Origin of the sequence: Amycolatopsis sp. NPDC058340, assembly GCF_042723975.1 — a bacterium.
Taxonomy (GTDB): domain Bacteria; phylum Actinomycetota; class Actinomycetes; order Mycobacteriales; family Pseudonocardiaceae; genus Amycolatopsis.
Window position 1 is genome coordinate 1 of the sequence record NZ_JBHXIB010000069.1, and the last position, 22,995, is coordinate 22,995.

Below are 22,995 nucleotides of genomic sequence, written 5' to 3' on the forward strand. Positions count from 1 at the left end.
TCCCGCTCCACAACCCGCACAACACCCCCCCCCCCTTTAGTTCCCAACACCAATATACCCACCCTTGTATTTTGCCATTGTGGCTTTCGCAACACCACCTATGCGCCGGGAGCCACGAGGACGTCGCGAAAGTCCCTTTCGGCTCAAGGGTTGCAGCGGGCGCCGCGGATCGCGACCGGCTCGGTGGTGTAGATGTGCCGTCCGTCGGTCGCCCTGAGCTGGAAGCAGTACCGCCGCGCCGGGTCGACGGGGACGTCCAAGCTGCGCTGCCGGTGGGCGACGAGCTGTTTCGTCTCGATCCGCTCGCCTGCCATGATCACGACGAAGTCCAGTTCGCCTTCCGCGGTCCAGGTCAGCTGCACGTGATCGCTCTGGTCCTTCGGCGGCGCGAGGGCCAGCTTGACATCCGGCGCGGGCGCGGAAGCCGGTGCGGGCGGCGGGATCGCGGCCGCCACCGGGACGGCCTGCCCGCCGATCTCCGTCGGGCCGAGGACCAGCGGCAGCACGGCCAGCCCGGCGGCGAGCACCCCGGCGCCCGTCAGCGCGACGGGTTTCCAGGGGAGCCCGCGTTCGGTTTTGAGCGGACCGCTGAATTCGCGGATCAGGGTGCGGCCGCCCCTCGGCGGCGCCTGCACCACCTGGACCGGCGCCGGGGCCGCGTGGACCGGGGCGGCGGGCCGGTGGATGTCGGCGAAGTCGTCGAATTCGACTTCGACGTCTTCTTCGCTTGGCAGGTCGCCGGAATCGCCGGTGACGACCTCGCCACCGGGACGGCTCAGCTTCGTGAACAGCCGTGCCAGCGACGCGACGTCCTGTGGCCGGTCGGCGGGTTCCTTGGCCAGCAACCGCAGGATCGTGGCGGCGAGTTCACCCGGGACGCCAGGAACCTGGATCGGCGCGACCGGTTCCCGCAGCACCTGGAGGATCCGCTCGCCCGGCTGCTGCCCGGTGTGCCGGGGAAACGGAGGTGTTCCGGTCAACGCGACGTACAGCACCGCGCCGAGTCCATAAAGGTCGGACGCGGGGGAAAGCGTGTCGTCGCGCAGGGTTTCCGGGGCGGTGTACTCGACCGCGTACATCGGGTCGCGCGGGAAACGCCTTCGCAGGGCCACTCCGAAGTCGGCGAGCACGAATTCGCCGGACGCCCGGTACAACACGTTGTGCGGGCTCACGCCGCCGTGCAGGACGTCCGCGCCGTGCGCCGCGGCGAGTGCCGACGCGATCGCGGCGCCGAGGGCGAGCACGTCCGGAACACCCAGCCGGGCACCGGAATCCAGCACACCGGCCAGTGAACCCGCGCACAGTTCGCGACGGACACCGGACCGGCCGTCGGGAAGGGTCAGGACGTCGTCGATCTGCAGAACCGAACGCGTCGAGCGCACGGCGGCGAGCGCCTTGCGCTCTCGTTCGAGCCACGCGGAAGTCTCGCGGTCGAAGGTGCCGGGGAACATCTTGATCGCGAAGTCCTTGCCCGTGGCGGGATCCTTGCCCGCGTACACGGTCGCGATGGGGCCCTGGGCGAGCAGCCCTGTCTCGATGCTCATGACCCCATTGTCGCGCAAGAAGTCCGGATCCGGAGTACTTTCCCGGCGGCAGGTTCCTGCCGCCAGTGCCCGGCGGGCCCGTCGCTGGCCGACCCTTTTCCCATGCAGACTGCCGGCCTGGTCAGGGTCACCATCACCACTCCGCACCGGCGCATCGACATGGCGCTGCCGGAACACGCGTCCGTCGCCGAAATCCTCCCCGGCCTGCTCGCGCGGGCGGGCGAAGGAATGGCGGACGACGGGGTCGCCGGCGGCGGCTGGCAGTTGCGCCGCGCCGACGGGACGGCCTTCGATCTGGACCGGACGCTGGGTGCGCACCGCGTCCGGGACGGGGAGATCCTCCATCTGACGCCGCGCCGCGCCGAATGGCCGGAGCCCGAGTACGACGACCTCGTGGACGCGATCGCCACCGGCTCCGGCCGCACCGGCAAAGCCTGGGGGCCGCGGCATACGCGGTGGGCCGGGCTGGCCGCCGGCGCGGTGGCGATGTCCTTCGGTCTGCTCGCGGTCCTGCGCGCCGGTCCGCCGTGGACGGCGCCGGCTTCCTGGGCGCTGGCGGTCTCGGCGTTGCTGCTGGCGGCGGGTGTGCTGCTCGCGCGGGCGCTGCGAGACGCCGGGGCCGGGGCGGTGCTCGCCGCCGTCGCGCTCCCGTTCGCCTTCGCCGGCGGCGGTCTGCTGCTGGCGGGCGACGACCCGATCGGCGAGCTGTCCGCCGGTCATCTGCTGCTGGCGAGCGCGGCGCTGCTGCTCGTGGCGGTCGTCGGTCAGCTGGGGGTGACCGCCGCGCCCGCCCTGTTCGCGGGGGCCGCCACCGTCGGCCTGCTGGGGGTGCTCGGCGGCTGGCTGGCCACCTTCGACGACCTGGCGGGCTATCGGTCGGCGGCGGTGATCGGCGGCGGGGTGCTCGTGCTCTCGACCACGTTCGCGCCGCTGTCGCTACGGCTCGGCCGGGTGCCGATGCCGGTGCTGCCGAGGTCGACCGCGGATCTGGTCCGCGACGATCCCCAGCCACCGCTCGAATTCGTGCACGCCGCCGTCGCCAGAGCGGACGCGCTGCTCACCGGGATGCTGGGCGGGGCGGCGATCGTCGCGATGTACTGCCAGCTGTGGCTGATCCGCAGCGACAGCGAGGCCGCGGTCGTCCTCGTCGCCCTGCTCGCGGCCGGATTCCTGGTGCGGGCGCGGCTGTACCCGATCCTGCGGCAACGGACGCCGATCCTGGTGACCGGGATCTTCGGCGCCGGATGCCTGCTGGCGGGCCCGCTGATGGCGGATCGCTCGCTGCTGCTCGTCCTGGCCGGACCGTTGTCGCTGGCGGTGGCGGCGGGCGTGATCGCCTCCGGTGTCGTGCTGAGCACCCGCGCCGCCAACCCGTATCTCGGCAGGATCGCCGAGTACTTCGAGATCCTGGTGACGATCGCCGTCGTCCCGGTGGCGTGTTCGGTGCTCGGCCTGTACGGCTACGTGCGCGGGCTGGGGGGCTGAAACCATGGCGTCCAAACGGGATCAGCTGCAGGCGTACCAATTCCTGGTGCAGCGCGCCATCTCCGCGCTCGTGACGAGGGAGACCGACCCGGAGCAGCCGCCGTTCCGCCGTCCCTCCGGTGCCGCTTTCGCCGGTGTCGCACTGGCGATCGTGGCGTTGGCGTGCGTCGGGGTCTACGGGATGATCGTGCCCGGCGGGAACAACGCCTGGCGCAAGAACGCCGCCGTCATCGTGGAGAAGGAGAGCGGGACCAGGTACGTCTACCTGGACGAACGATTGCATCCCGTCGCGAACTACGCGTCCGCGCTGCTGCTGCTCGGCGAACACGGCACCACGGAACGGGTTTCGCGCGAATCACTCGCCGGAGTCCCGCGGGGGCCCCGGATCGGTATAGCCGACGCGCCGGACGGCTTGCCCGGCCCCGGAAAACTGCTCACCGGATCGTGGTCGCTGTGCTCCGCGCCCGCGAGCGATCTGGCGGGCAGCCGGATCGAGGAATCGGTGCTGCTGGCGGGCGCCGCCCCGTCGGGTGGCGCGGAACTGGCGGATCAGGCGCTGCTGGTGGAATCGACGTCGACCGGCGACCGGTTCGTCGTATGGCGCGGGCACCGGCACCGCATCACCGACTACGGCGCCGTCGGCACCGGGCTCGCGCTGACCGCCGAGCCGTGGGCGCGGGTCGGCCAGGCGTGGCTCGACGTGCTCCCCGAAGGCACGCCGATCGGACCGCTGCCGGTCGCGGCGGCCGGCGAGGTGTCCACCGCGGTGCCGGGCCGGACCGACATCCGGAACGGGATGCTGCTGATGGTGCGGACCTCCGGCGGGGGACAGCAGCACTATCTGGCCGAGCGCGACGCCCTGCGGCCGATCAGCGAACTGCAGTACGACGTCCAGCGCGCGAGCGCCCAGATGCTCGCCGCCTATCCCGGCGGCGAACCGAAAACCGTGCCGCTGCCGCCTTCGCTGGCGACCATGTCCCGGCAACTGGACCCCGTCCGGGCCGACGCGGGCGCCGCACCGGCCACGCGTCCGGCCATCGCGCGCCTGCGCGATCAGGACACCACCGTGTGCGCGACCTTCGGCGACGGTGCCGCGGCGCCGGGCCTTACCGTCGATCCGGCGATGCCGCCCGCGGATCCGATGTCCACCACCGCCCGCCGGACCGCCTCCGGGACCCCGCTCGCGGACCGCGTCCACGTGCCGCCCGGCAGCGCGATCGTCGTCGAAGCGATGCCTTCCGCGCAGGCGCCCGCCGGGACGCTGACCGTCGTGACCGACATGGGGCGCCGCTATCCGCTGGCTTCGCCCGACGTGCTGAAGATGCTGGGCTACCCGTCGGCGCGTCCGGTGCGGCTGCCCGCCGGCCTGGTGGCGCGGCTGCCCGAGGGTCCGAGCCTCGACCCGGCCGCCGCGCGACGCCAGACCCTGGGCGGCTGATCGGATCCCCGTGTCCCGGCACGGGACACGGGTGCTTGGAGGCGGAACTCGCGTGATTGCAGGCGGGACTCGCGTGATTGCAGGCGGAACACATGATGCGGATCCGGTCTCAGCGTGTTCCGCCTCCAATCACGCGAGTTCGCTCCTTCAATCACGCGAGTTCGCTCCTCAATCACGCCAGGTGCCGGGAAGTGAAACGACGTGAAGGCTCCCTTCGTCGGATCAGTTCGGGCTGACCGGGAACCGCAGTTCGAAGATCGCGCCGCCCTCGTCGGCGTTGTACACCGCGAGCGTGCCGCCGTGCGCCTGCGCGACCCACCGCACGATCGACAGCCCGAGCCCCGAAGACCCGCCGGTGCTGGCGAACCGGTCGAAGGCGTCGCCCGCCAGCGTCGCGTCGATCCCCGGGCCGTGGTCGGCGACGGTCACGGTGCCGCCGGCGACGGTCAGGTGCACGAACGCCTTCGCGCCCGGGTGGCGGCCGTAGCGCATCGCGTTGTCGAGGAGGTTGCCGATCGCCCGTTGCAGCAGCGCGGGGTCGGCGTCGACCTTCGTGGGCGCGGCGGTGACGGTGACCTCGGCGCCGTCGGTCGCGGTGTCCTCGACGATGCCCACCACCAGCTGATCGAGCCAGATCGGCTGGATGCTCAGCTGTTCCACACCCGCCGCCAGCCGGGCGCGGACGAGCAGGTCGTCGATGATCCCGCCCATTCTCGCGGCGAGCCGGACGGTGCGCGGCAACAGTTCCGCGGACTGCGCGGGGTTGGCCATCGCGGTTTCGGCGAGCGCGCGCAGGGCGGCGACCGGGGTGCGGAGGTCGTGCGCGGTTTCGGCGAGCAGGACCTCCTGCTGCTGCAAGGCAGCGGCCGCGGGGCGGATCGAGCGACCGGACAGCAGGTGGCCCGCGAAGCCCAGGATCGCGACCAGCAGTACGGTGCCGCCGATCACCAGCAGCGTGAACCGGGTGTGCGCGGCGTCCTCGGCCTCGGTGGACTGCACGGCGACGACGGCCGCGAACGTCTTGCCGTCGCTGTCGCGCAGCGGTTCGGCGCGGACCTTGACCATCGCGCCGTCGGTCGCCTTTTGGTGCCCCTGCAGCAGTTTGCCGCTCTTCACCGCCTCGGTCGCCAGACCGTTCAACAGCTGCGCGCTCATCGGCACGCAGTTCGCGCGGGAGAAGTGCGGCTGGAACGCGGGTGCCCCGCCGGACAGGATCGCGAACTGGGGGCAGCGGTCGTTCAGCACGTCGGTGTTGACCAGGCCGAAGCCGACGGTGCCGTCGAATTCGACCAGCCTGCTGACCGAAGACGTGACCTGAGTGAGCGCCGCGTCGATCCGTTCCTCGCCCTGGTCACCGTCCTCGTCGATGAGCAGCCAAGCGAAGACGACCAAACCGAGCGTGTTCATCACGGTGAACAACGCGGTCAGCGTCCAGCGCAGCCTGCGCAGCCGGTCGGCCGAGGAGTGCGTGTTCACCGGGCGCCCAGCCGGTAGCCGAGGCCGCGGACGGCGTGGATCAGTTCGGGTTCCTTCAGCTTGCGGCGCAACCGCTTCACCACCACATCGACCACATTGGACATCGGATCGGCCTGCGCGTCCCAGCAGTGCTCGATCAGATCGGCCCGCTGCACGGGCAGGCCCGCCCTGGTCAGCAGGTATTCGAGCACCGCGTATTCCTTGTTGGTCAAGGTGAGCAGCACACCGGCGCGGCGCACTTCACGCCGCGCGCAGTCCATCACCAGGTCTTCGTGCTGCAGCACCGAGGGCCGGTCGAACGCCGACCGGTGGCACAGGTTCGCCACCCGCTCGGTCAGCTCGGCCATCACGAACGGCTTCACGAGGTAGTCGTCGCCGCCGTGCTCGAAACCCGCCACCCGGTCGGCGAGCGCGTCGCGGGCGGTGAGGAACAGCACCGGCGCCCGCCAGCCCAGCTGCCGTCGCATGTGCACGTATTCGATGGCGTCGCCGTCCGGCAGCATCCGGTCGAACACCACGCAGTCGTGGTGGGATCCGCGCAGCGACCGGTCCGCGGTCGCGATGTCGCCCGCCTCGTCGACGACGAAGCCTGCCGCACGCAGCTGCGTGACCAGTGCGAGCCGCAGATTCCCGTCGTCTTCGACGACCATCACCCGTGTCATCAAAACCTCATGTTCGGACAGCGAAAGTAGACGCGTGCAGTTCCCGGTGCCCCTGAACGCTAACGCGTCGGGTGCCCGTGGCCGCCCGGGCGGCGGGGAACTGGCATGAACAGGACGTCGTCGGCGGCACCGCGCCGGGGGAAGAGGGAGGTACCTGCGATGACCGTGCAGACCGGCCAGCTCAGCCTGGTCACGGGAACGGGCCCGGGCGGCGACCGGGCGGGGCTCGGCGAACTGCTCGCGGAAGCGACCGGCGAGGTGCTCGTCATGAGCACGGGAACGGACACCGCGTTCCAGCGGATCGCGCTCGCGAACGTCCGCCCCGGCGTACGCCACAAGGTGCTCTTCCCCGACTCCGCGCGGATGTCCGGCGCGCTGAACCGGTTGTCGCGAGCCGGTGCCGAGGTGCGGACCGACGCCGAGGTCCCGATGGACGCGCTGGTGATCGACCGGACCTCGGTCGTCCTTCCGGCGGAAGGCAGGCAGGCCGGTTCCGCGGTGTTCCGGCTGCCCGGTGTGGTCACCGCGACGGTCGGGCTGTTCGAGCGGATCTGGCAGTCCGCCGCCCCGCTCGTCCCGCTGGATCTCCCGGAATCCGAGAACGCTTCGATCCTGACCTGCCGCGAACAGGAACTGCTGACGCTGCTCTTCTCCGGCACGACCGACGAATCCGCCGCCGCCCGGCTCGGCGTCTCCGTGCGCACGGTGCGCCGGATGGTCGCCGACATCATGAACCGGCTCGGCGCCCGCAGCCGGTTCCAGGCGGGCGCCAAGGCCGTCGACCGTGGCTGGCTGATGGCGAAGGCGGGCTGATGACCACCTCGACTCCCGGCCGTGTCCTGCTGGTGGCCCGGCGGCCCGGCGCGTACCCGACCATCGGCGACGCGCTGGCGGACGCCTCCGACGGCGCCGTCATCACCATCGGGGGCGGCGAATACGCGGAGACCGTCGAACTGGCCGGTCTCCGGGTGACCTTGGCCGCGGCGAAGGGGGCCAGCGTGGTCATCGACGGCCGCGGCGCGGACCGGCCGGTCGTCCGTGCCACCGGCGGAGGGCTCGTCCTGGACGGGCTGGAGCTGTTGGCCGACACGTCGTCCGCGGTCGTCGCCGACGACACCGAATTGGTCATGGACCGCTGCACCGTCTCGGGCGGCCGCGGCCCCGCGGTCACCCTCCGCGGGACCGCGGCCTTCACCTTGACGGGCTGTGTCATCTCGGCGGCCGAGCAGGGGATCGCCGTCGACGGCGCACCGGGCAGGATCGAGGACACGACGGTCGAAGACGTGACCGGCGACGGGATCACCATCGGATCGGGCGCCGACCCGGTGGTCCGCAACTGCACGGTGACCGGCTGCGGGCTGCGTGGTTTCTACGTCTACCAGTACGCCCGGCCCGTCATCGAAGGCTGCGCGATTTCGAACGCGGGCCACGAGGGCATCGCCGTGGCGCATCACAGCACGCCCGTGTTGAAGCGGTGCACCGTCCGCGAAGTGGGCGGTTCCGGGATCGTGTTCGGCGCCGGCTGCGGCGGTTCCGTCACCGCCTGCCGGGTCGAGAGCACCGCCGAACCGGGGATCGTGATCGCCGACGGCGCGACCGCCACCGTCACCGCGGCGGCGGATCCGGCGGGACGCGGTGGCTCCGGCGACTTCGAACTCGACGAGATGCTGGCCGAACTGGACGCCATGATCGGCCTGCCCGGGGTGAAGGAAGAGGTACGCGCGCTCGTCGACGAGTTGCAGGTCAACGAATGGCGCCGCCGGGCGGGGCTGCCGATCGGCGCCGCCGCGCATCACCTGATCTTCGCGGGCGCGCCGGGTACCGGGAAGACCACGGTCGCCCGGATCTACGGGAAACTGCTGAAGGCGCTGGGAATCCTGCCGCGCGGGCAGTTCCGCGAGGTCTCCCGCCGCGATCTGGTCGGGCAGTACATCGGGCATACCGCGGAGAAGACCGCCACCGTGTTCGAGGAGGCCAAGGGCGGTGTCCTGTTCATCGACGAGGCGTACACGCTTTCGCGGCTCGCCGGTTCGGGCGGCGACTTCGGCCAGGAGGCGATCGACACCCTGGTCCCGTTGATGGAGGAGCATCGCGACGAAGTGGCGGTGATCGCGGCCGGGTACACCGGCGAGATGGTCGATTTCCTCGCCGCCAACCCCGGTCTCGCGTCCCGGTTCGGCAAGACGATCGAGTTCGAGGACTACAGTCCCGGCGAGCTGCTCTCGATCTTCGGGCGCATGGTGACCGCGGGCGACTACGAACTCGATCCCGGTGCCGCCCCGGTGCTGACCGAGCACTTCGAGCGTGTTTCCGGCGACGTCAACTTCGGCAACGCGCGGGACGCGCGCCGTCTGTTCGAAGGGGCGCGCAAGGCGCAATCGCAACGGTTGCGGCTGCTGGGCCGGATGCCGACCGTCGAAGAACTGCGCGGGCTGCACGTGGCCGACGTGGCGGTGGCGATCACGCGATAACGTTCCGGTGTGCGGGTGCTGGTGACCGAGGACGACGAGAATTTGCGGGTGGCGCTGGAATTCGCGCTGCGCGGGGACGGTTTCGCGGTGGACACCGCCGCGGATCTGCCCGGTGCCGACGAGGCGCTGATGGTGAACGCCTACGACTGCGCGGTGTTCGACCGGATGTTGCCCTCGGGCGACGCGCTGGCGTACGTCCGCAACCGGCGCGGCGCGGGCTGGCCGATGCCGGTGCTGTTCCTGACCGCGCGCGACAGCGTCGCCGACCGGATCGACGGGCTGCGCGTCGGCGGCGGCGACTACCTGGTCAAACCGTTCGCGATGCCGGAATTGATCGCGCGGGTGCGCAGCCTGTGCCGCCGGGACATGGCCGGGCAGGCGGTGATCCTGCGCTGCGCCGACGTCGAACTCGACACCGGCAGGCACCAGATCTCCCGTGCGGGCGTCCTGCTCACCGTGACCCGCAAGGAGTATCTCGTCATGGAACGGCTGATGGCCGCGACCGGACGGCCGGTCTCGCGACGGGAGCTCATCCGGTACGCGTGGGACGAGATGGCGGATCCGGCGTCGAACGTGCTGGACGTGGTGATCGCCCGGCTGCGGCGGAAACTGAAGGATCCGCCGCTGATCCACACCGTCCGGGGCTCGGGGTACCGGATGGCGCCGCTCTGACCAGGAGCGGCAGGTTCCGGCCAGCGGCGGTCACGGCCGTCCTGGCGGCCGTCTAATCACTTCGTGACCTTCGACATCATCGGTCTCTGCGCGGAACGGCCGGATCCGGCGGCCGCCATCGAGGCGGTCCTGCCGCTGAGCGGCGGGCTGACCGTGTCCAGGGCGAAGGGGCGGCCGTTGGTACAGCTGTGCCATCCCGACGGCCGGTTGCTGCTGAGCATCGAGGAAACCCGGCTGGTCGGCGTCCCCGGCGAGGTACGGCGGGTGCTCGGCATCGGCGGCGAAACCGAGGTACCGCATCCGGTGTGGTGGGTGGAGAGCCGCGCTCCCGAAAACGACCCCGAGGCGGAGGCCGTCGCGAGGGCGTTCACCGACGCGCTGGTGGGCGGGACGGGAGGATTGTCGTGGTCGAGCAGGTGACCGGGCATCCGGCCGCGGATCGGGCCACCTCGGAGGCGTTGATCGTCGAGCAGTCCCGCGGTGTCGTGCCCGCTTCCTCGTGGGTGATCGACGCGGCGCGGACCGCGTCGCGGGGCAAGAGGATCCTCCAGTTGCTCACGCCGGCGGAAAGCCGGCTCACCTACCCGATGGAGCTGCTGCTCTCCGACGCCGCGGCCGAGTGGATCGTGCAGGAGGACGCCGACCGTTACCGTGACGGGATCCGTGGCGTCCCGATGAGCTGGACCGGAACGCGGTTCGCCCGCGATCCCGCCAGGCGGGCCGCCCTGCCGGTGGAGCCGGACCTCGGCTCCGGTGATCTCGAGACGCGGATCAGCGTCGTGCATCCGGCGGGGGAGGCGCTCCGGCTCGGGACCGCCGTCGAAGCGGCGATGCGCGCACTGACCGGCGAAGCGCCGAGCGGTTGGGGGAACGCCGAGCCCGCCACCCGGCCCTGGTCGGCGGAGGAGGTCACCGAATACTGCCGGAAGCGGGCGCCGGGACACACCCAGCTCGTCGTGGTCGGCCCCGGAATGACGGGACAGCTGCGCGTCTCGCCCGCGGATCTGGGCCTGGTCGAGGAGACGCTGCTCAGCGGCCCCGGGGCCGGGACCGTGCGCCCGGACGACGTCGCCGCGCTCGCCGGGAAGGTCGCCGAGACCGCGCGGCTGATGCTCGTCGCGGTACATCCCGGCAGGCGGGGCGGTACGCGTTCCAGCGCGCCGAGCCGTCCCGCTTTGCCTTACGGGCTCCTTGCCGGACAAGAGATCGTCGCGGCACGCGGGGTGGAGCACGCCGAGCGGGCCCCGGCCGCGCGGACCGGGATCCTCGGGGCCGCCGCGTGGTGCACGTTCGACGGCGGCTCGCGGCCACCGTACGAGCAGCTGGCCGATCTCCTGCGGCACTTCGGCTTGCCGGACACCTCCAGGGCTTATGGGGCCGGTGCGGGGGGTTGGTGGGCTAGTGGGCCTTGCCCAAAGCCACTTTCCCAACCTTCAACGTTGCGAAAGTGGCTTTCGCAACGTCGGCGGCCTGCCCGGGTTCGTGGGCGTATGTCGCGAAAGTGGCTTTCGCGACATGAACGCCGACGGGCCACGAGCGGACCGCCCACCCCATCGGCCGCACCGCTCTACAGATCTCGCGGATAGCGCTTCGCCCATTCCTCCGCGGACGGCGGATGCGCGGAGAAGTGCCGGAAGGCGTCGCCCGCCACGGTCTCGACCAGGTCGCGCGCGGCGAACCGGGCGAGCCAGTTCGGTGGCAGCCCGGGGATCCCGGCTCGCGAACCGGCGACGGCTCCGGCGAGCGCACCGGTGATCGCGCCGCGGCCGGAGTGGTTGACCGCGGCCAGCATCGTCCTTTGTGGATCGAAGAAATGCCGGAACACCGCGGTCATGGACTGTCCCAGGGTGTCCACGGCGGAAGTGCCCGCCACCGGCGAGGGATGACCGTCGCCGAAGCCGGCGTCCAGCGCGGCGGCCAGCGCCCCGGCCACCGGCCCGGTCGTCGTGCCCGAGTCGATCAGCCGTCGCGCGAGGACGTGCGGTGGCGCGGGTTCGCGCTGGAACAGCCCGGCGAACAGGTCCGCCACCGCGGCGGCGGCCTCGGCGGTCACCTCGTCGGCGCCGTCGCCGGAGACCAGCAGCCGGGCGACGCGCGGGGCCGTCCGACCGCACAGCGCGGCCACGATGCCCGGCACGAGGAAACCGGCGTCGTCACCGGGAACCGGCGCCTCCGGCGGGATCGCGCGCAGTTCCGGGACACGGCTGAGCCAGCCGTCCTGTTCGCGCCGCCTTGCCCGCACGCCGACGGTCATCAGCCCGCTCGGCACCGCACCCCGGTACGGAACGGGCAGCGCTCGCAGCAGGCCCTCCGTGCAGAACAGCAACCGCCGGGTGAGCGGGCCGATCCGGACGGCTCCGGGCGGCCCGGTGATCCCGTTCTCGCCGAAGCGCGCCACGATCTCCGCCCAGGTGAGCGTGTCCACCGCCGAGCCGAGCGACTCGCCGAGGGCGAACCCGGCGAACGCTCCCGCGACGCGATGCCACGCGGACTCGCCCTCGTCCGCCGCATGGCGGAAGAACTTGCCGAAGGTCGCCGCGTGCGGGCGGATCCGGCCCGCCTCGTCGTATCCGGCGGCGAGCCCGTTGGCGTGGAGGTCGTCCGGCCACTGCCGTCCGGCGGGATCGGCGTTGCGCAGTTCCCACGCCCTGCCGAGGACGAACAGCTCGCATTCCCGCTCCGACAGCTCGAAACCGGCCGACCGTGCCTTGGCGGCGGCTTCCGCCAGCCCGGTGACGGGTTCGGCGAGCCCCAGTCCGGTCCTGATCCGCTCGGCCGCGACCAGCACGGACTCCGAATACTCCGGTGAGACCTCCACTTCCCGGGTGGTGGCAAGGAAATCGGGCCACCGCGTCACGGCGTCCGCCAGTTCGGCCGCGTCGACGGTATCCGAAGGGGACGAACCGGGATTGATCGACAAACCGACTCCGGGGAACTCGCGGACGAACGAAAGGACGTCCAGGCGCAACCACTTCTCCGTCCCGGGTGGCAACCGCCGTCGCGAACCGAAGACCCGCAGCGCACGCGGTTCTTCCTGCCAGAGCGCGGGAAGCACCGTCTCGGTCCGGAAGTCGAGCGGGAGAAGCACCTCCGCGCACAGCAGACCGGCGAGATATCGCGCGCGGTCGTACCGTTTCGCGGCCAGCTGACCGAGGAGGCGGTCCGCCGGGGTGTCCATGGGTGGGTACCCCAGCCGTTCCGGACCGGGCCGGTAGTCCGGATTGGCCCGGATCTCGCCGGTCGCGGAGCCGTCGGGAGCGTATTTGCGCCACGCCAGTACCGCTTGGGCGGGGACACCGAGATACGCGACACCGCTGCGGCGGAACTCCGGCTCCAGGATCTCCCGCCAGTCGTCCTCACCCGCCACCGGTACCGGGCTGCTCGGTCCGGTCCCCTCCCGGCCGGTGTCCGGACGGCGCAATTCCCCGTCCTCACGCACGATCAGCGCCGGTTTCGGCACCAGTGAGGCCAGCCGGTCGCCGCCGTCCAGCGCGCGGATCGTGTCGTAAGGCACGAACCACCCCTCGGGGACGCGCAGGATGTTCGCGTGATCGACCCGCACCGCGTACTCGCCGCCGGTGCGCAGCCATTCCTCGACCTTGGCGGCCGCTTCGTGCGCCTGCACTAGACACCTCGTTTTCCGGGGAAGGGGAGCAGCAGGATCTGCAACGGCATCTCCTCCAGCAGGGTCAGCCAGCCGGTCAGCGGGTCGAGGAACACGACTCCGCCCGGATGATGGGCGACCAGTGCCACATGCGATCCGGTCGTCTTCCTGTCCTTCTGATAGAAGAAGTTCACCGCCGCCAGCATGCCGACGGGACGAGCCAGCATGGCCGAGATGACACTGTCGTAGCCGGCGTCTTCGATTTCCGTCCATTGCCCGCCGAGATGGTCCGACACGTAAGCCAGCGTGGCGATGTCGTCCTTGAGTTCCACCGGAACGGGCGGTGCCGTCAGGTCCTCACCGAGCAGCCGCCGGACGAAATAGACCACGGCCCGCGTGCAGTTGGTCTGGAAGCCGAGCTGGGCGGCCCAGTCCGCGTAGTAGCCGGGATTGGTCTCGGGCAGCTGGGGGAAGTGCTCCATGATGAACGCGACGGCCTCCTTCCAGCGGCCGTCCACCGTGTCCGCGTCCATCGCGGGCAGCGAATGGAGCGGCGTCGCGCGGAACAACGCCGAGCCGTCCTCCGGCCCGGATTCCGGGGAGGGCGGATACCGGTCATAGGCGGGATGCCCGTTGTACCCGAACTCGGAGGACAACTCCGTCAGTGATCGGTAGACGGCGTCGCCGTCAGGAGACGTCGTGACGATCTTCTCGCCCACTTCACGACTTCTCGCCGGTTCCGGCAGGTGGAGATTCCCGGGCGGCGTGTTCGCGTCCGTGTACGGAAGCAGGGAGATCTTCGTCGGCCTCAACGGCAATTCCAGCAGCGCGCCGTCCAGCGGATCGAGGAAAACGATCCCGTGCCGGTCCCTGCTCACCAGCGCGACGTGCTTGTTCTCCGTGCCCTTGGGGGTTTTGGAGTCGACGGCGAGCACGGCCATCGCGCCGACCGGCCGGTCCAGCATCGCGGAGATAACGCTGTCGTAGCTGGTGCCATGGCTGTGGTCCCACTCGCCGCCGAGCCGGTCGGAGACGTAACCAAGGGTTCCGAGTGCGGCGTCTTCCGGCCGCAGCGGCGGCGCGGTGACGTCTTCGCCGCGACGGCGGCGCTCGTACCAGACCACCGCACGGGTGCAGTTCGTCGTGTACCCGAGGGGCACCGCGTCTTCCTCGTGAAACCCGGGATTGACCTTGCCGAGCTGCGGATGGAACCGTTCGAGATAGGCCGCGACCTCCGCCGGGCGCAGCCGCGCGGTCCCGGCGTGCAGGGAACTCAGTTCGTGGAGCTGTGTGCTCCTGAACAGGTTCGCGAAATCGTCGGGCCGCCCCAGCGCGACCGGGTTGGCGCCGTTCAGTTCGTCGAGGGTGATCGGGCGGGAGCCCGCCGCCGAGCGGAGCAGGACCGGCCGCTTCCCGCTCGGCGGGAATTCCGCCCAGCCGTCGCCGATCGCGTACCCCTCGACGACCTCCTGCCCGAACGGCAGCACCGTGCCGTCCGGCAGTTCGGTGCGGCGGCCCAGCACGTGCAGATCGGCGACCGGGGCCAGCACCGGGGCGCCCAGCGCGATGGCGAACCGCCGCGCCCACGTCGCCGAACGACAGGAGTGCAGCCGCACCGGCCGTCCCGGTGTGTAGTACTCGCTGCGCAGTGTCGCGGCGGCGAGTTCCTCGGGGCTGGGAAGGGCGCCGTCGTCGTGCACCGTCACCACGTACGGCCGGGCGGGATCCGGCCTGTTGGCGAGCATCGTCCGCAGATGTGCCTGGTGCGTCTCCGCCGCGTGCCCGACCGACATTCCCGACGGCGCGTAGTGGACGTCCTGCCCGGTGCTCAGCGCGTGTCCGGCCGGCGGGTGAGCCGTCTCGACGGGCTTTCCCTTCATCCCGGCGACATTCAGCTTCTTGACGGCGTAGATCGCCTTCTTCAGGTCCTTGTCCGCCGCCTTCAAGGCCTTGTCGTAGCCGGTGGACGCGCGGCCACGGGGAGCGCTGACGAGCCAATAGTGGTGGAGGGCCCAGTGCAGTTCGCCGAGCACCTGGCCGAGTTTCGCGTCCTGGCCGTCCGGCTCGCGCCATTTCGGCGCGCTTTCGCGCCGGTAGCGGTCGATGATCCGCTCGATGTCGTTGAGCGCGGCGGTGATGTTCCCCGCCCGGGGGTCCGTCCGGTGGAGGGCACCGAGCTGGTGATGGCGGGTGATCGCGTGTTTCAATCCGGTCAGCGCGTCGGTGACTTCGGCGGTGGCGGGTTCCGGCCGGCGCCAGCCCGGCGCGGTCTCCTGCCGGTGCCGGTCGATCGCGTTCCGCAGTTCGGTGACCGCGGCCCGCAGCACGGCGGGGGACGCCGCGTGGCGGTTCGGGTCCCGCAGCCGTGCGTAGCGGTCGACGGCCTTGTGCACCGCGGCCTCGTCGCCCGTCGCGTGATGGCCGGGGGCGGACGACTGATGGTACCGCTGGACGGCCGCGTCCACGGCGTCGAGCGCGGCCCGGATGTCGGCGGTGCGGGGACGGCGCCACGTCGGGGCGCTCCGGTCCAGATAGCGCGCGGCCGCACTGTCCACTTCGGACAGCTTCGCCCGGATCGCCTGGACGGCCTCGGGTGGTTCGAGGTACCTCGGACCGCTCAGCTGGTATTCGTGCATGGCGTCGTTCAGCGCGGCGACCGTCGTCCGCACCGGCCCGGCGCCGTTCTCGCCGATGCCGCCGAGATGCGTCACCGCCCGGCCGGCGAGGTCGAGGACGCTTGCCAGCAGGCCGAGCCGTTTCGGCAGTGTCGACCAATCGCCGGAGCGGACGGCCAGCCCGAGCCGTTCGGCCGTGGCGGAGTGGCGGATCTCTTCGAGCGCGGCCAGCGCCCGGTCCCGCACCGCCGGATCGTGCCAGCGGTCCCCTTCGATCGGCAGCGGTCCGAGGTCGTCGAACGGTGTCGCCGCCGGTGCCGTCTCCGGCCCGCTCTCGACGTTCCTCGTCAGCATTCCCCAGATGTCCGCCAGCAGATCGAGTACATCCGGGCGGCCTGCCCGCGTCGCGTCTTCGGCGATCGACAGCAGGGGATCGGTCAGCCGTTCGGTGAGGAAGTCGGCGAGCGCGGTGGCGTCCCGTTCGAAGTCCTCGAAGCCGGTCACCGCGTCGGCGTCGGCCTTCTTGTTCCTCGCGGCCAGTTCGACCTGCCGATGCCGCCATTTGTCCCGGCCGACCCAGCCGCCGGTGGCCACCCCGGTCAGCGCCGCGACCGCGTAGGCGACGTCCAGCCCGAGTGCCAGCGCGACGGCGGCCGAGCCGAAGCCGCCCACGACGGCCAGCGCGCGCTGGATGTTCTTGTAGTCGGACTTCGTCACCGAGCCCGGCCTCTCGGCGGGGATCGGCGACAGAGGCGACGCGGTCGCCGCCGGGCGCGCCGGGACCGGAGCCGGAGCCGCACCGGCGGGTGGGCCGCCGAACAACCGGCGGAGCAGGCCCGGACGTGGTGCCACCGCGTCGGCCGCCGCGGTACGGGCGGCTTCCAGCGCGGCCACCTGGGTGGCTTGAAGTTCTCGTTCCTTCGCCTGCTCCGCATCGAATCTGGCCCGTTTGTCGACGGCCGTCCTGGCGACCTTGTTGATCATCTCGATTCTGTCGGCGAGGCTGACCAACGGGATCGCGGGAAGGACGAGCAACGCCTTCGCGATGCCGTAGTCGACCATGGCTTCGTGGAGGGTGACCTTGAACACCGCGTCCGGGTCGAGGGGTTTCGGCTGGGACGGCGGCACCACCCTCCGTCCGATTTGGACCAGCCCTTCGACACCCTCGGTCGTGGTGGCGCTCATCGGCAAGTGCGGGTCCACCTGCCCCGGCGCGGGGCCGGGGGCGTCCGGATCGGAGACCGGGCGGCCGCTCAGCGCGCGTACCTGTTCGCGGTAGGCCGCGTCCTCGGCGCGTTTTGCCTCGGTCAGGAGAGCGCGGGCGTTGCGCTCACCCGCCCGGAGTTCGGTGTTCACCTTGGCACGCGCCCGTTTCCACTGGAGGAGCGGCGCCACGACGGCGGCCACGCCACCGCCGATGGCGAGCCCCCACCGGGCCGACGCCGCCAGTTCCAGCACCGGCGCCATGCCCACGCCGACCCCCGTCAGCGGTGGGACGCCGTAGCGCAGGTAGAAGTACCGCAGTTTCTGGGTGCCGGGAGAGCTCGGGTCTTTCGGTGCTTCGACCGCGGCCAGATCCGGGCCGTGCTCTTCGGGCAGTCCCAGCCGCCGCAGATGCAGGCGTAGCCGATCGGTCGGCATGAAGACCTGCTCGTACTGCCGCAGGGCGTCGAATTCCTTCCGCAGCGCGGCGATGGCCGCGTCGTCCCCGATCTCGTGCCGCCGGGTGAGCAGACCGGCGGTCACCGCGGCGAGGAAGGTCGTCAGCGTGTAGGCGATACCGGCCTGCACGCTGCCCATCGCGATGAACACCGCGCTCGGGACCGTGCCGGGGATGATCGTCCCGCTGAGCTGGGTGACGAGATTGTCGGCGGTGGCGGGGAGCCCGTGCGGGTCGTCGAGCGGACCGAGCCGCCGCCACACCACCGGTGCGGCCGGATGGTTCTCCAGCGCGGCCGCCCGGTGCGCGAAATCGCGGTGGTTCGGGTTCAGGCCGAGCTCGTCGAGGAGACCGCTCAACTCGTCCAGCAGCCGTCGCCGTCGCCACGGGTTCGCCCACGACCGGCCGATCTCCCGGTCGAGCGTGGCGACGCGGCCCAGACTCACGTGGTCGGCGTCGGTGAGGGTGGCCGGACCGCTGAGATCCCCGGTGCGATCGAGGTAGCGCGGGGGGAGCGACGGTGCCGGTCCCTCGATCGTGAAACCGGTCAGCCGTGCTTCGACCTCCGCGCGCCGGTCCGCGGGCATTTTGCCCAGCAGCCGGGGGACTTTCCGCATCACGGTGGGCTTCGCCTTGTTCCGCACCTTGGCGACGGTCGCCGCCAGGGTGCCCGCCGCGTTCAGCCCGCGGGAGTGCAGGGTGGCGAGCGCGAGCCGTTCGGCGGCGCTCAGTTCGCGCCACACGGTGAAGGGGATTCCGGGCGGTGGCAGGGGTGAAGACGGCCGGGTACTCGACCGGGCCCCGGATCCGGGCCGCTGGGCGGGAACATCCGGGCCGGGACGCGGCCGCCCGCCGAGCGTCACCGGACCGGACGGATCCGTGGGTGTGCCCGGCTGAGCCGAAACCGCCGACGGAGGCATCCCCGGTCCAGGCGGGGTCGGGCGATCGGCGGGACCCGGGGACGGCGCGTCCGGCGGTTCGGGCTCGTCCGGTGGCTTGGGCAGGGAATACCTGGTCGTGAATCCGTGCGGATCGGCCTCGAAGGCTTCGACGACGGGGTTCCGGATCTTCGGGCCGCCCGCGATGGCGTCACGGATCTTGGCCAGATCGCGTTCGTGGCCGACTCCGATTTCCCTCAGCTGCCGGAACAGCGCCGCTTCGAGCTCGGGGGTGAGGCCACCGGCCTCGATCCGGATCACCTGTTCGAGCTGGTGCGGATCCCGCGCCTCCGGTGACAATCGCGGCAGATCCGACACGTCGCGGCGCAGTTCCGGTGGCACGATCGACTTCTCCGCCTCGGCGCGCATCGCCTCGGTCAAGAGGATTTCCCCGCTCCGGCCCTGGAATTCGTGAGCCACGCGGAACAGGAGGTCGGTCCACAGCCCCGCGGCGCCTTCGACGGCGGGGACGGAAGCCGGATCCTGCAGTCCGTGCACCGCGAACTCGTGCAGCATGGTGGTGAGGAAATCGGTCATCCCGAGCTGAGGGCGGAGGAACCCGGTACCGGTTTCCGTCATGAACACGCCGTCGAGCGGGTTGTCGACCCTTGCCAGGTCCCCGAAGACCTCGTCGACGTCCACACCGGGGAAACGCCGCTTCAGCGCCGCCATGTCCAGCGGCACCGCGAGCGCGGCGGCCCTGGCGGCGTAGTCCAGTCCGGGCGCACCGAAGATCGAGTCGAACCAATGCGCCACGATCGCCTGGGTCACGACGTCGAAGTGGCCCTCCTGGGTGACCGACGGCCGGAGGGTCCGCAGGCGATGGGGGTCCAGCAGATCGAACCGGACGACCTCGCGCCACGCGGGGACGGCGGAATCCGAATGCGTTGCGGCGTATTCGCGCAGGGCTTCGCTGAACGCGCGCAGATCGTCGATCAGCGGCCGCACGTCGTCGGTCCGGTTCGCCTCGTCGATCGATTCGCGCAGCCCGTCGGCCCGTACGACGAAGCCGGCCCACGCCGTCATCCGCCGCTGGAACTCCTCGGGCGGTATCGTGCCGTCGGCCACGGCCCGTTCCAGCCGGTCCCGGACCGACGGCGCCGCGGACCGGATCCGCGCCGGAAGGTTCGCCTGCGTGGGAGGCATGAGGAACGTCGTCGCGTAGAAGAGCCTCTTGTCGAACGACAATCCGGGCTGGGAGAGCAATCCGGCCAGCCCGGCGTAGCGCTCCGGGTCGTTCGCCCGCACCTCGTCCAGCTTGGTGCGGAGCTCGGGAAGTTCGGGGGCGTAGTCGTCCATCGCCGCGGCTTTCGCCCGCTCCCCGGGAGACAGCTCCTCGTCACTCCCGATCCCGAACGCCACGTCGTCGAGACGCGCTTCGCGGGCGGCGGATTCGGCCTCCGCTCGCAGGGCACCGCGTTCGACGAGGCCGTCGACATATTCCTGGACACCCTCCGGTCGCGGCCACGGCTCCCGCGTCCCGGGGTCGTACCACCGGTCCCATGGCCGGAACCCGGGAGCAGGCTTCTCATGGACGGCCTGAAGCGGATCCGAGGGAATCTCCGGTTCCTTGGGCAGGAGCGGGATTTCGGGATCCGCCGGAAGTTCGGCGATCCTGGCGCCTTCGGGAACCACCGGGACTTCGGGATCCGTGGGCAGTTCCCGGATCTCCGGTCCCGTTGGCAGCTCCGGGATTTCCGGAACCTTCGGGAGCGCCGGGATTTCGGGCTTCTCCGAGGGCGGGAAGGTCCGGGGGAGGGTGGGCGGAGGATCGCCCGCGCGATCGGGCCGGGCAGGCGGGTCACCCGGAACCTGGCGGTCCGGCCAGCCGACACCCGGCCGCTCGGGGTCGCCGACCCGAGGCTGCTCGGGGTCGCCGACCCGAGGCCGCTCGGGGTCGCCGACCCGAGGCCGCTCGGGATCGCCGAACCGGGGTGGTTCGGCCCACCCGGGGTTCATCCGCGAGGGCACGGCGGGATCGACCGGCTTCCCCGGGCCGGTGACCGGATCCGGGTGGATCTCCACGGGGGTCACCGTCATCGGGCGCAGGGGCTCGGGAGTGCCGTCCGGGCGGAGGATCACCGGTTTGTTCGGGATGGGCTGAGCGGGCCGCGGCTCGGGCTTCGGTGCTTCGACCTGAGCTTTGGCCGCGGCGGGCGCGCCGGCCGGTTGCGGAGCCTTTTCGACGGCGGGCAGCCGTGTTTCGAGCGCGACGCCGCCTCGCGTGGCCTCGGCCTGTGCGGCACCCCCGGAGCCGGACGGTCCCGGCGAAGGCAGGTCCGGATTCCCGGTTCCCGAGCCGGATGGACCTTCGTCCGGTGGTCCGCCGCCGTCCTCGTGGGCTTTGCGGTACTCGTTCGGATGATATTTCTTGGCGAACTCGTCGAGCCCGAGCCGCCGGGACGGGTTCTTGTCGTTGCCGTGCGGGCCGCCGGTTCCGGGTTCGGGGTGTGCCCCGCGTTGACGGAGTATTTCGTCCGAACGGAGCCCCGTCCGGGGGCGGGCCGGCGGCTCGCCGGGCGTGCCGTGCCCGGCCCGGACGGATTCGGAATGCGCCGCGTACCGGACCCAGTCCTTGACGACGTGGTCCGGGTAGACGACGCCTCCGTCCGCTTTCTGCAATTCCTCGTCGAACTTTCGCATCAGCCGGGCCATCTCGCGCTCGTCGAGCAGCCGCCTGATCTCCTCCGCGGACGGCTTGGCGGGCGTCCCGCGTTCCGGCCCGCCCGTGTCGGCCCGTTTCGCCGTGTTGGCCGGGGAATCCGCCACGGTCGTGTGCAGTGGCGGGGTGACGGCGGGCGCCTCCCGGCCCGGCGCGCTCGACGGTGCGTCGGCATTTCGGGTGTGCGCGGTCTCGGCCCCGTGGCCCGACGGCCGGCCTTCGGCGCCGAGCGCGTGGTCCCCGGCGGGCGACGGTGTGTCGCCGAGAGCGTTCCGATGTGGTTGTGGCTCCCGCGGTTCGGGGGTTTCCGGGGAAGGATCGTGGCGGGCGGCGGGTGGTTCGGTGGCGGAAGGGCCCGGCTCTCGTTTGAGTCCCTCGGGACCGTCGTGCTTGGCCACCGGGGGCTGGTCGCCGTGCGGGGCCCGCGGTTCGGCACGCGGGGTCTCACCGGCGAGCCGTTCGCCGTGACCGCCGGGCGGCGGCGAATGCTGTTCCCGCACCGGCGGGTTCGACGGCGGGTTCCCGTCGCGCGGTGGAGTGGGCTCGGGCCGGGCTTCGGGATGCGGCGTCTGCGTGGAGTGCGGTTTGGCGGGTCCGGGGCCGTGCGGTTCCGGGGTGCCGGGGCCGTGCGGGCTCGCGGGGTGGGGCTGCGCGGGACGGTCGTGGATCAACCGCGCGACTTCGGGGGTGACGCTGGGGTGCAGTGCGAACTCGTCCCCCTTCGCGATCCTCCGCGCTTTGAGGGATTCGTCGAGTTTGCCGATGGACTTGACGACTCCGTTGGTCAGCGTGGCCTTCTGGATACCCTCCCCGAACTTGACGACCTTCGGGGCTTTGAGTCCTCTTCCGGCGAGCTTGACCGCGGCGCCGACACCCCGGGTGGGGCCGAGCAGCCCGGCGACCATGCCGGCGGTGTAACCGACGGCGTGCAAGGGAGCGTTGTCCCAGTTCTCGTAGTCGACGAAAGCCTTGCCCGCGTCGGCGAGGTACTCGCCCAGCACACCGTCGAGCAGACGGTTGTCGATCTGCATGCCGAGACCGCCGGGCAGGGAGTACAACGCCAGCCCGGCGACGAGTTTGTCCATATGGCCCCACGCCACCTGGGCGTTGAACACCGACCAGCTGCCGTCCTCGCCGCGGCCGAACAGTCCCGCGAGCGCCTTGACCTGATCCTTCGCCGAATCCCACAGCCCGCTGAAGGGATTGTTGCTGGGCTCCTCCGGCTGCGGGATGGTGCTCGGGTCCTTGAGCCATCCGGCGTGCTGTTCGATCATCTTCAGGACGTTGGAAGCCACGCCCCTGGCGAAGTCCTCTTGGTTGCGCTTCGCCTGTCGCGGAATGCCGAAGCCCATCGCGGTGTACTGCCAGCTCAGGTCCTCGACGTAGTCCTTGATCGTCGTCTTGGCGCTCTTGAGGATCTCCTTGTAGAGGTGGTACTCGGACGCCATGCCTGCCATCGCGTCGGCGATCTGCCGGAAGCCCTCCTTGCCGTTCGCCTTCGCGATGACGCGCTGCATGAAGCCGCCTGCCGGGTCCGGCCAGGTTCCGCCGTCGCCGCCGGGCGGGTGGATCTTCGCCGCCGCCGAGTCGACGATGTCCATGGAGGCGTTGAAGACGTCCTTGGCCTTGGTCCATTGGTCGGACTGGTGCCCGGCGAGCGTTTCGCTGTCCGGCGGCCATCCGGCGCTCGCGGGCAGCAGTGCGCGGACCGCGTCCCACAGGTCGCAGTCGGGTTGCTGGACGTCGCCGTCGGCCATACTCGCCGGAC

General features: G+C 71.3%; 12 protein-coding genes. 7 read left to right on the forward strand and 5 right to left on the reverse strand.

Translation table 11 applies throughout. From position 1 onward, the window contains the following. Nucleotides 1–143: 143 nt before the first annotated feature. The gene (locus ACFWIW_RS38800; RefSeq protein WP_378373053.1) at nucleotides 144–1,544 is read right to left on the reverse strand and encodes a serine/threonine protein kinase; all 1,401 of its coding nucleotides are present in this window, start codon (nucleotides 1,542–1,544) and stop codon (nucleotides 144–146) included. Between the two features lie 102 nt (nucleotides 1,545–1,646). On the opposite strand from ACFWIW_RS38800, the gene eccD reads away from it, so the two are divergent. Both eccD and eccB read left to right on the forward strand, forming a co-directional pair. Beyond that, nucleotides 1,647–3,029 carry a type VII secretion integral membrane protein EccD gene (gene eccD / locus ACFWIW_RS38805; RefSeq protein ID WP_378373054.1) on the forward strand — a complete coding sequence of 461 codons (1,383 nt, stop codon included), beginning with the start codon at nucleotides 1,647–1,649 and terminating at the stop codon, nucleotides 3,027–3,029. Nucleotides 3,030–3,033: 4 nt separating this feature from the next. Next, a complete protein-coding gene (gene eccB / locus ACFWIW_RS38810; RefSeq protein WP_378373055.1) occupies nucleotides 3,034–4,467 on the forward strand; it encodes a type VII secretion protein EccB in 1,434 nt (477 codons plus the stop codon). Nucleotides 4,468–4,689: 222 nt separating this feature from the next. Here eccB and ACFWIW_RS38815 read toward each other — a convergent pair whose 3' ends face one another. Both ACFWIW_RS38815 and ACFWIW_RS38820 read right to left on the reverse strand, forming a co-directional pair. Then, nucleotides 4,690–5,943 (reverse strand): sensor histidine kinase, encoded by a 1,254-nt coding sequence (locus ACFWIW_RS38815; protein ID WP_378373056.1) that lies wholly within the window; start codon nucleotides 5,941–5,943, stop codon nucleotides 4,690–4,692. Beyond that, a complete protein-coding gene (locus tag ACFWIW_RS38820; RefSeq protein WP_378373057.1) occupies nucleotides 5,940–6,605 on the reverse strand; it encodes a response regulator transcription factor in 666 nt (221 codons plus the stop codon). The genes ACFWIW_RS38815 and ACFWIW_RS38820 overlap by 4 nt, the downstream gene beginning before the upstream one ends. A 159-nt stretch (nucleotides 6,606–6,764) precedes the next feature. On the opposite strand from ACFWIW_RS38820, the gene ACFWIW_RS38825 reads away from it, so the two are divergent. From ACFWIW_RS38825 to ACFWIW_RS38845, 5 genes are all read left to right on the forward strand, one after another. Further along, the gene (locus tag ACFWIW_RS38825; RefSeq protein WP_378373058.1) at nucleotides 6,765–7,418 is read left to right on the forward strand and encodes a LuxR C-terminal-related transcriptional regulator; all 654 of its coding nucleotides are present in this window, start codon (nucleotides 6,765–6,767) and stop codon (nucleotides 7,416–7,418) included. Further along, nucleotides 7,418–9,076 (forward strand): right-handed parallel beta-helix repeat-containing protein, encoded by a 1,659-nt coding sequence (locus tag ACFWIW_RS38830; protein ID WP_378373059.1) that lies wholly within the window; start codon nucleotides 7,418–7,420, stop codon nucleotides 9,074–9,076. Before ACFWIW_RS38825 ends, ACFWIW_RS38830 begins: the two co-directional genes overlap by 1 nt. Before the next feature lie 9 nt (nucleotides 9,077–9,085). Continuing rightward, nucleotides 9,086–9,748, forward strand: a complete 663-nt coding sequence (locus ACFWIW_RS38835; RefSeq protein ID WP_378373060.1) for a winged helix-turn-helix domain-containing protein — start codon at nucleotides 9,086–9,088, stop codon at nucleotides 9,746–9,748. Between the two features lie 63 nt (nucleotides 9,749–9,811). Beyond that, a complete protein-coding gene (locus ACFWIW_RS38840) occupies nucleotides 9,812–10,168 on the forward strand; it encodes a hypothetical protein (protein WP_378373061.1) in 357 nt (118 codons plus the stop codon). Beyond that, nucleotides 10,153–11,334, forward strand: coding sequence for a DUF6177 family protein (locus tag ACFWIW_RS38845; RefSeq protein WP_378373062.1), 1,182 nt, complete (start codon nucleotides 10,153–10,155; stop codon nucleotides 11,332–11,334). Before ACFWIW_RS38840 ends, ACFWIW_RS38845 begins: the two co-directional genes overlap by 16 nt. On the opposite strand, the gene ACFWIW_RS38850 is transcribed toward ACFWIW_RS38845, so the two are convergent. Together ACFWIW_RS38850 and ACFWIW_RS38855 are read right to left on the reverse strand one after the other, a co-directional pair. Continuing rightward, nucleotides 11,316–13,373, reverse strand: a complete 2,058-nt coding sequence (locus ACFWIW_RS38850) for a YrhB domain-containing protein (protein ID WP_378373063.1) — start codon at nucleotides 13,371–13,373, stop codon at nucleotides 11,316–11,318. The two genes, ACFWIW_RS38845 and ACFWIW_RS38850, sit on opposite strands and share 19 nt — an antisense overlap. Beyond that, nucleotides 13,373–22,984 carry a toxin glutamine deamidase domain-containing protein gene (locus tag ACFWIW_RS38855; protein WP_378373064.1) on the reverse strand — a complete coding sequence of 3,204 codons (9,612 nt, stop codon included), beginning with the start codon at nucleotides 22,982–22,984 and terminating at the stop codon, nucleotides 13,373–13,375. The genes ACFWIW_RS38850 and ACFWIW_RS38855 overlap by 1 nt, the downstream gene beginning before the upstream one ends. Between the last annotated feature and the right edge of the window lie 11 nt (nucleotides 22,985–22,995).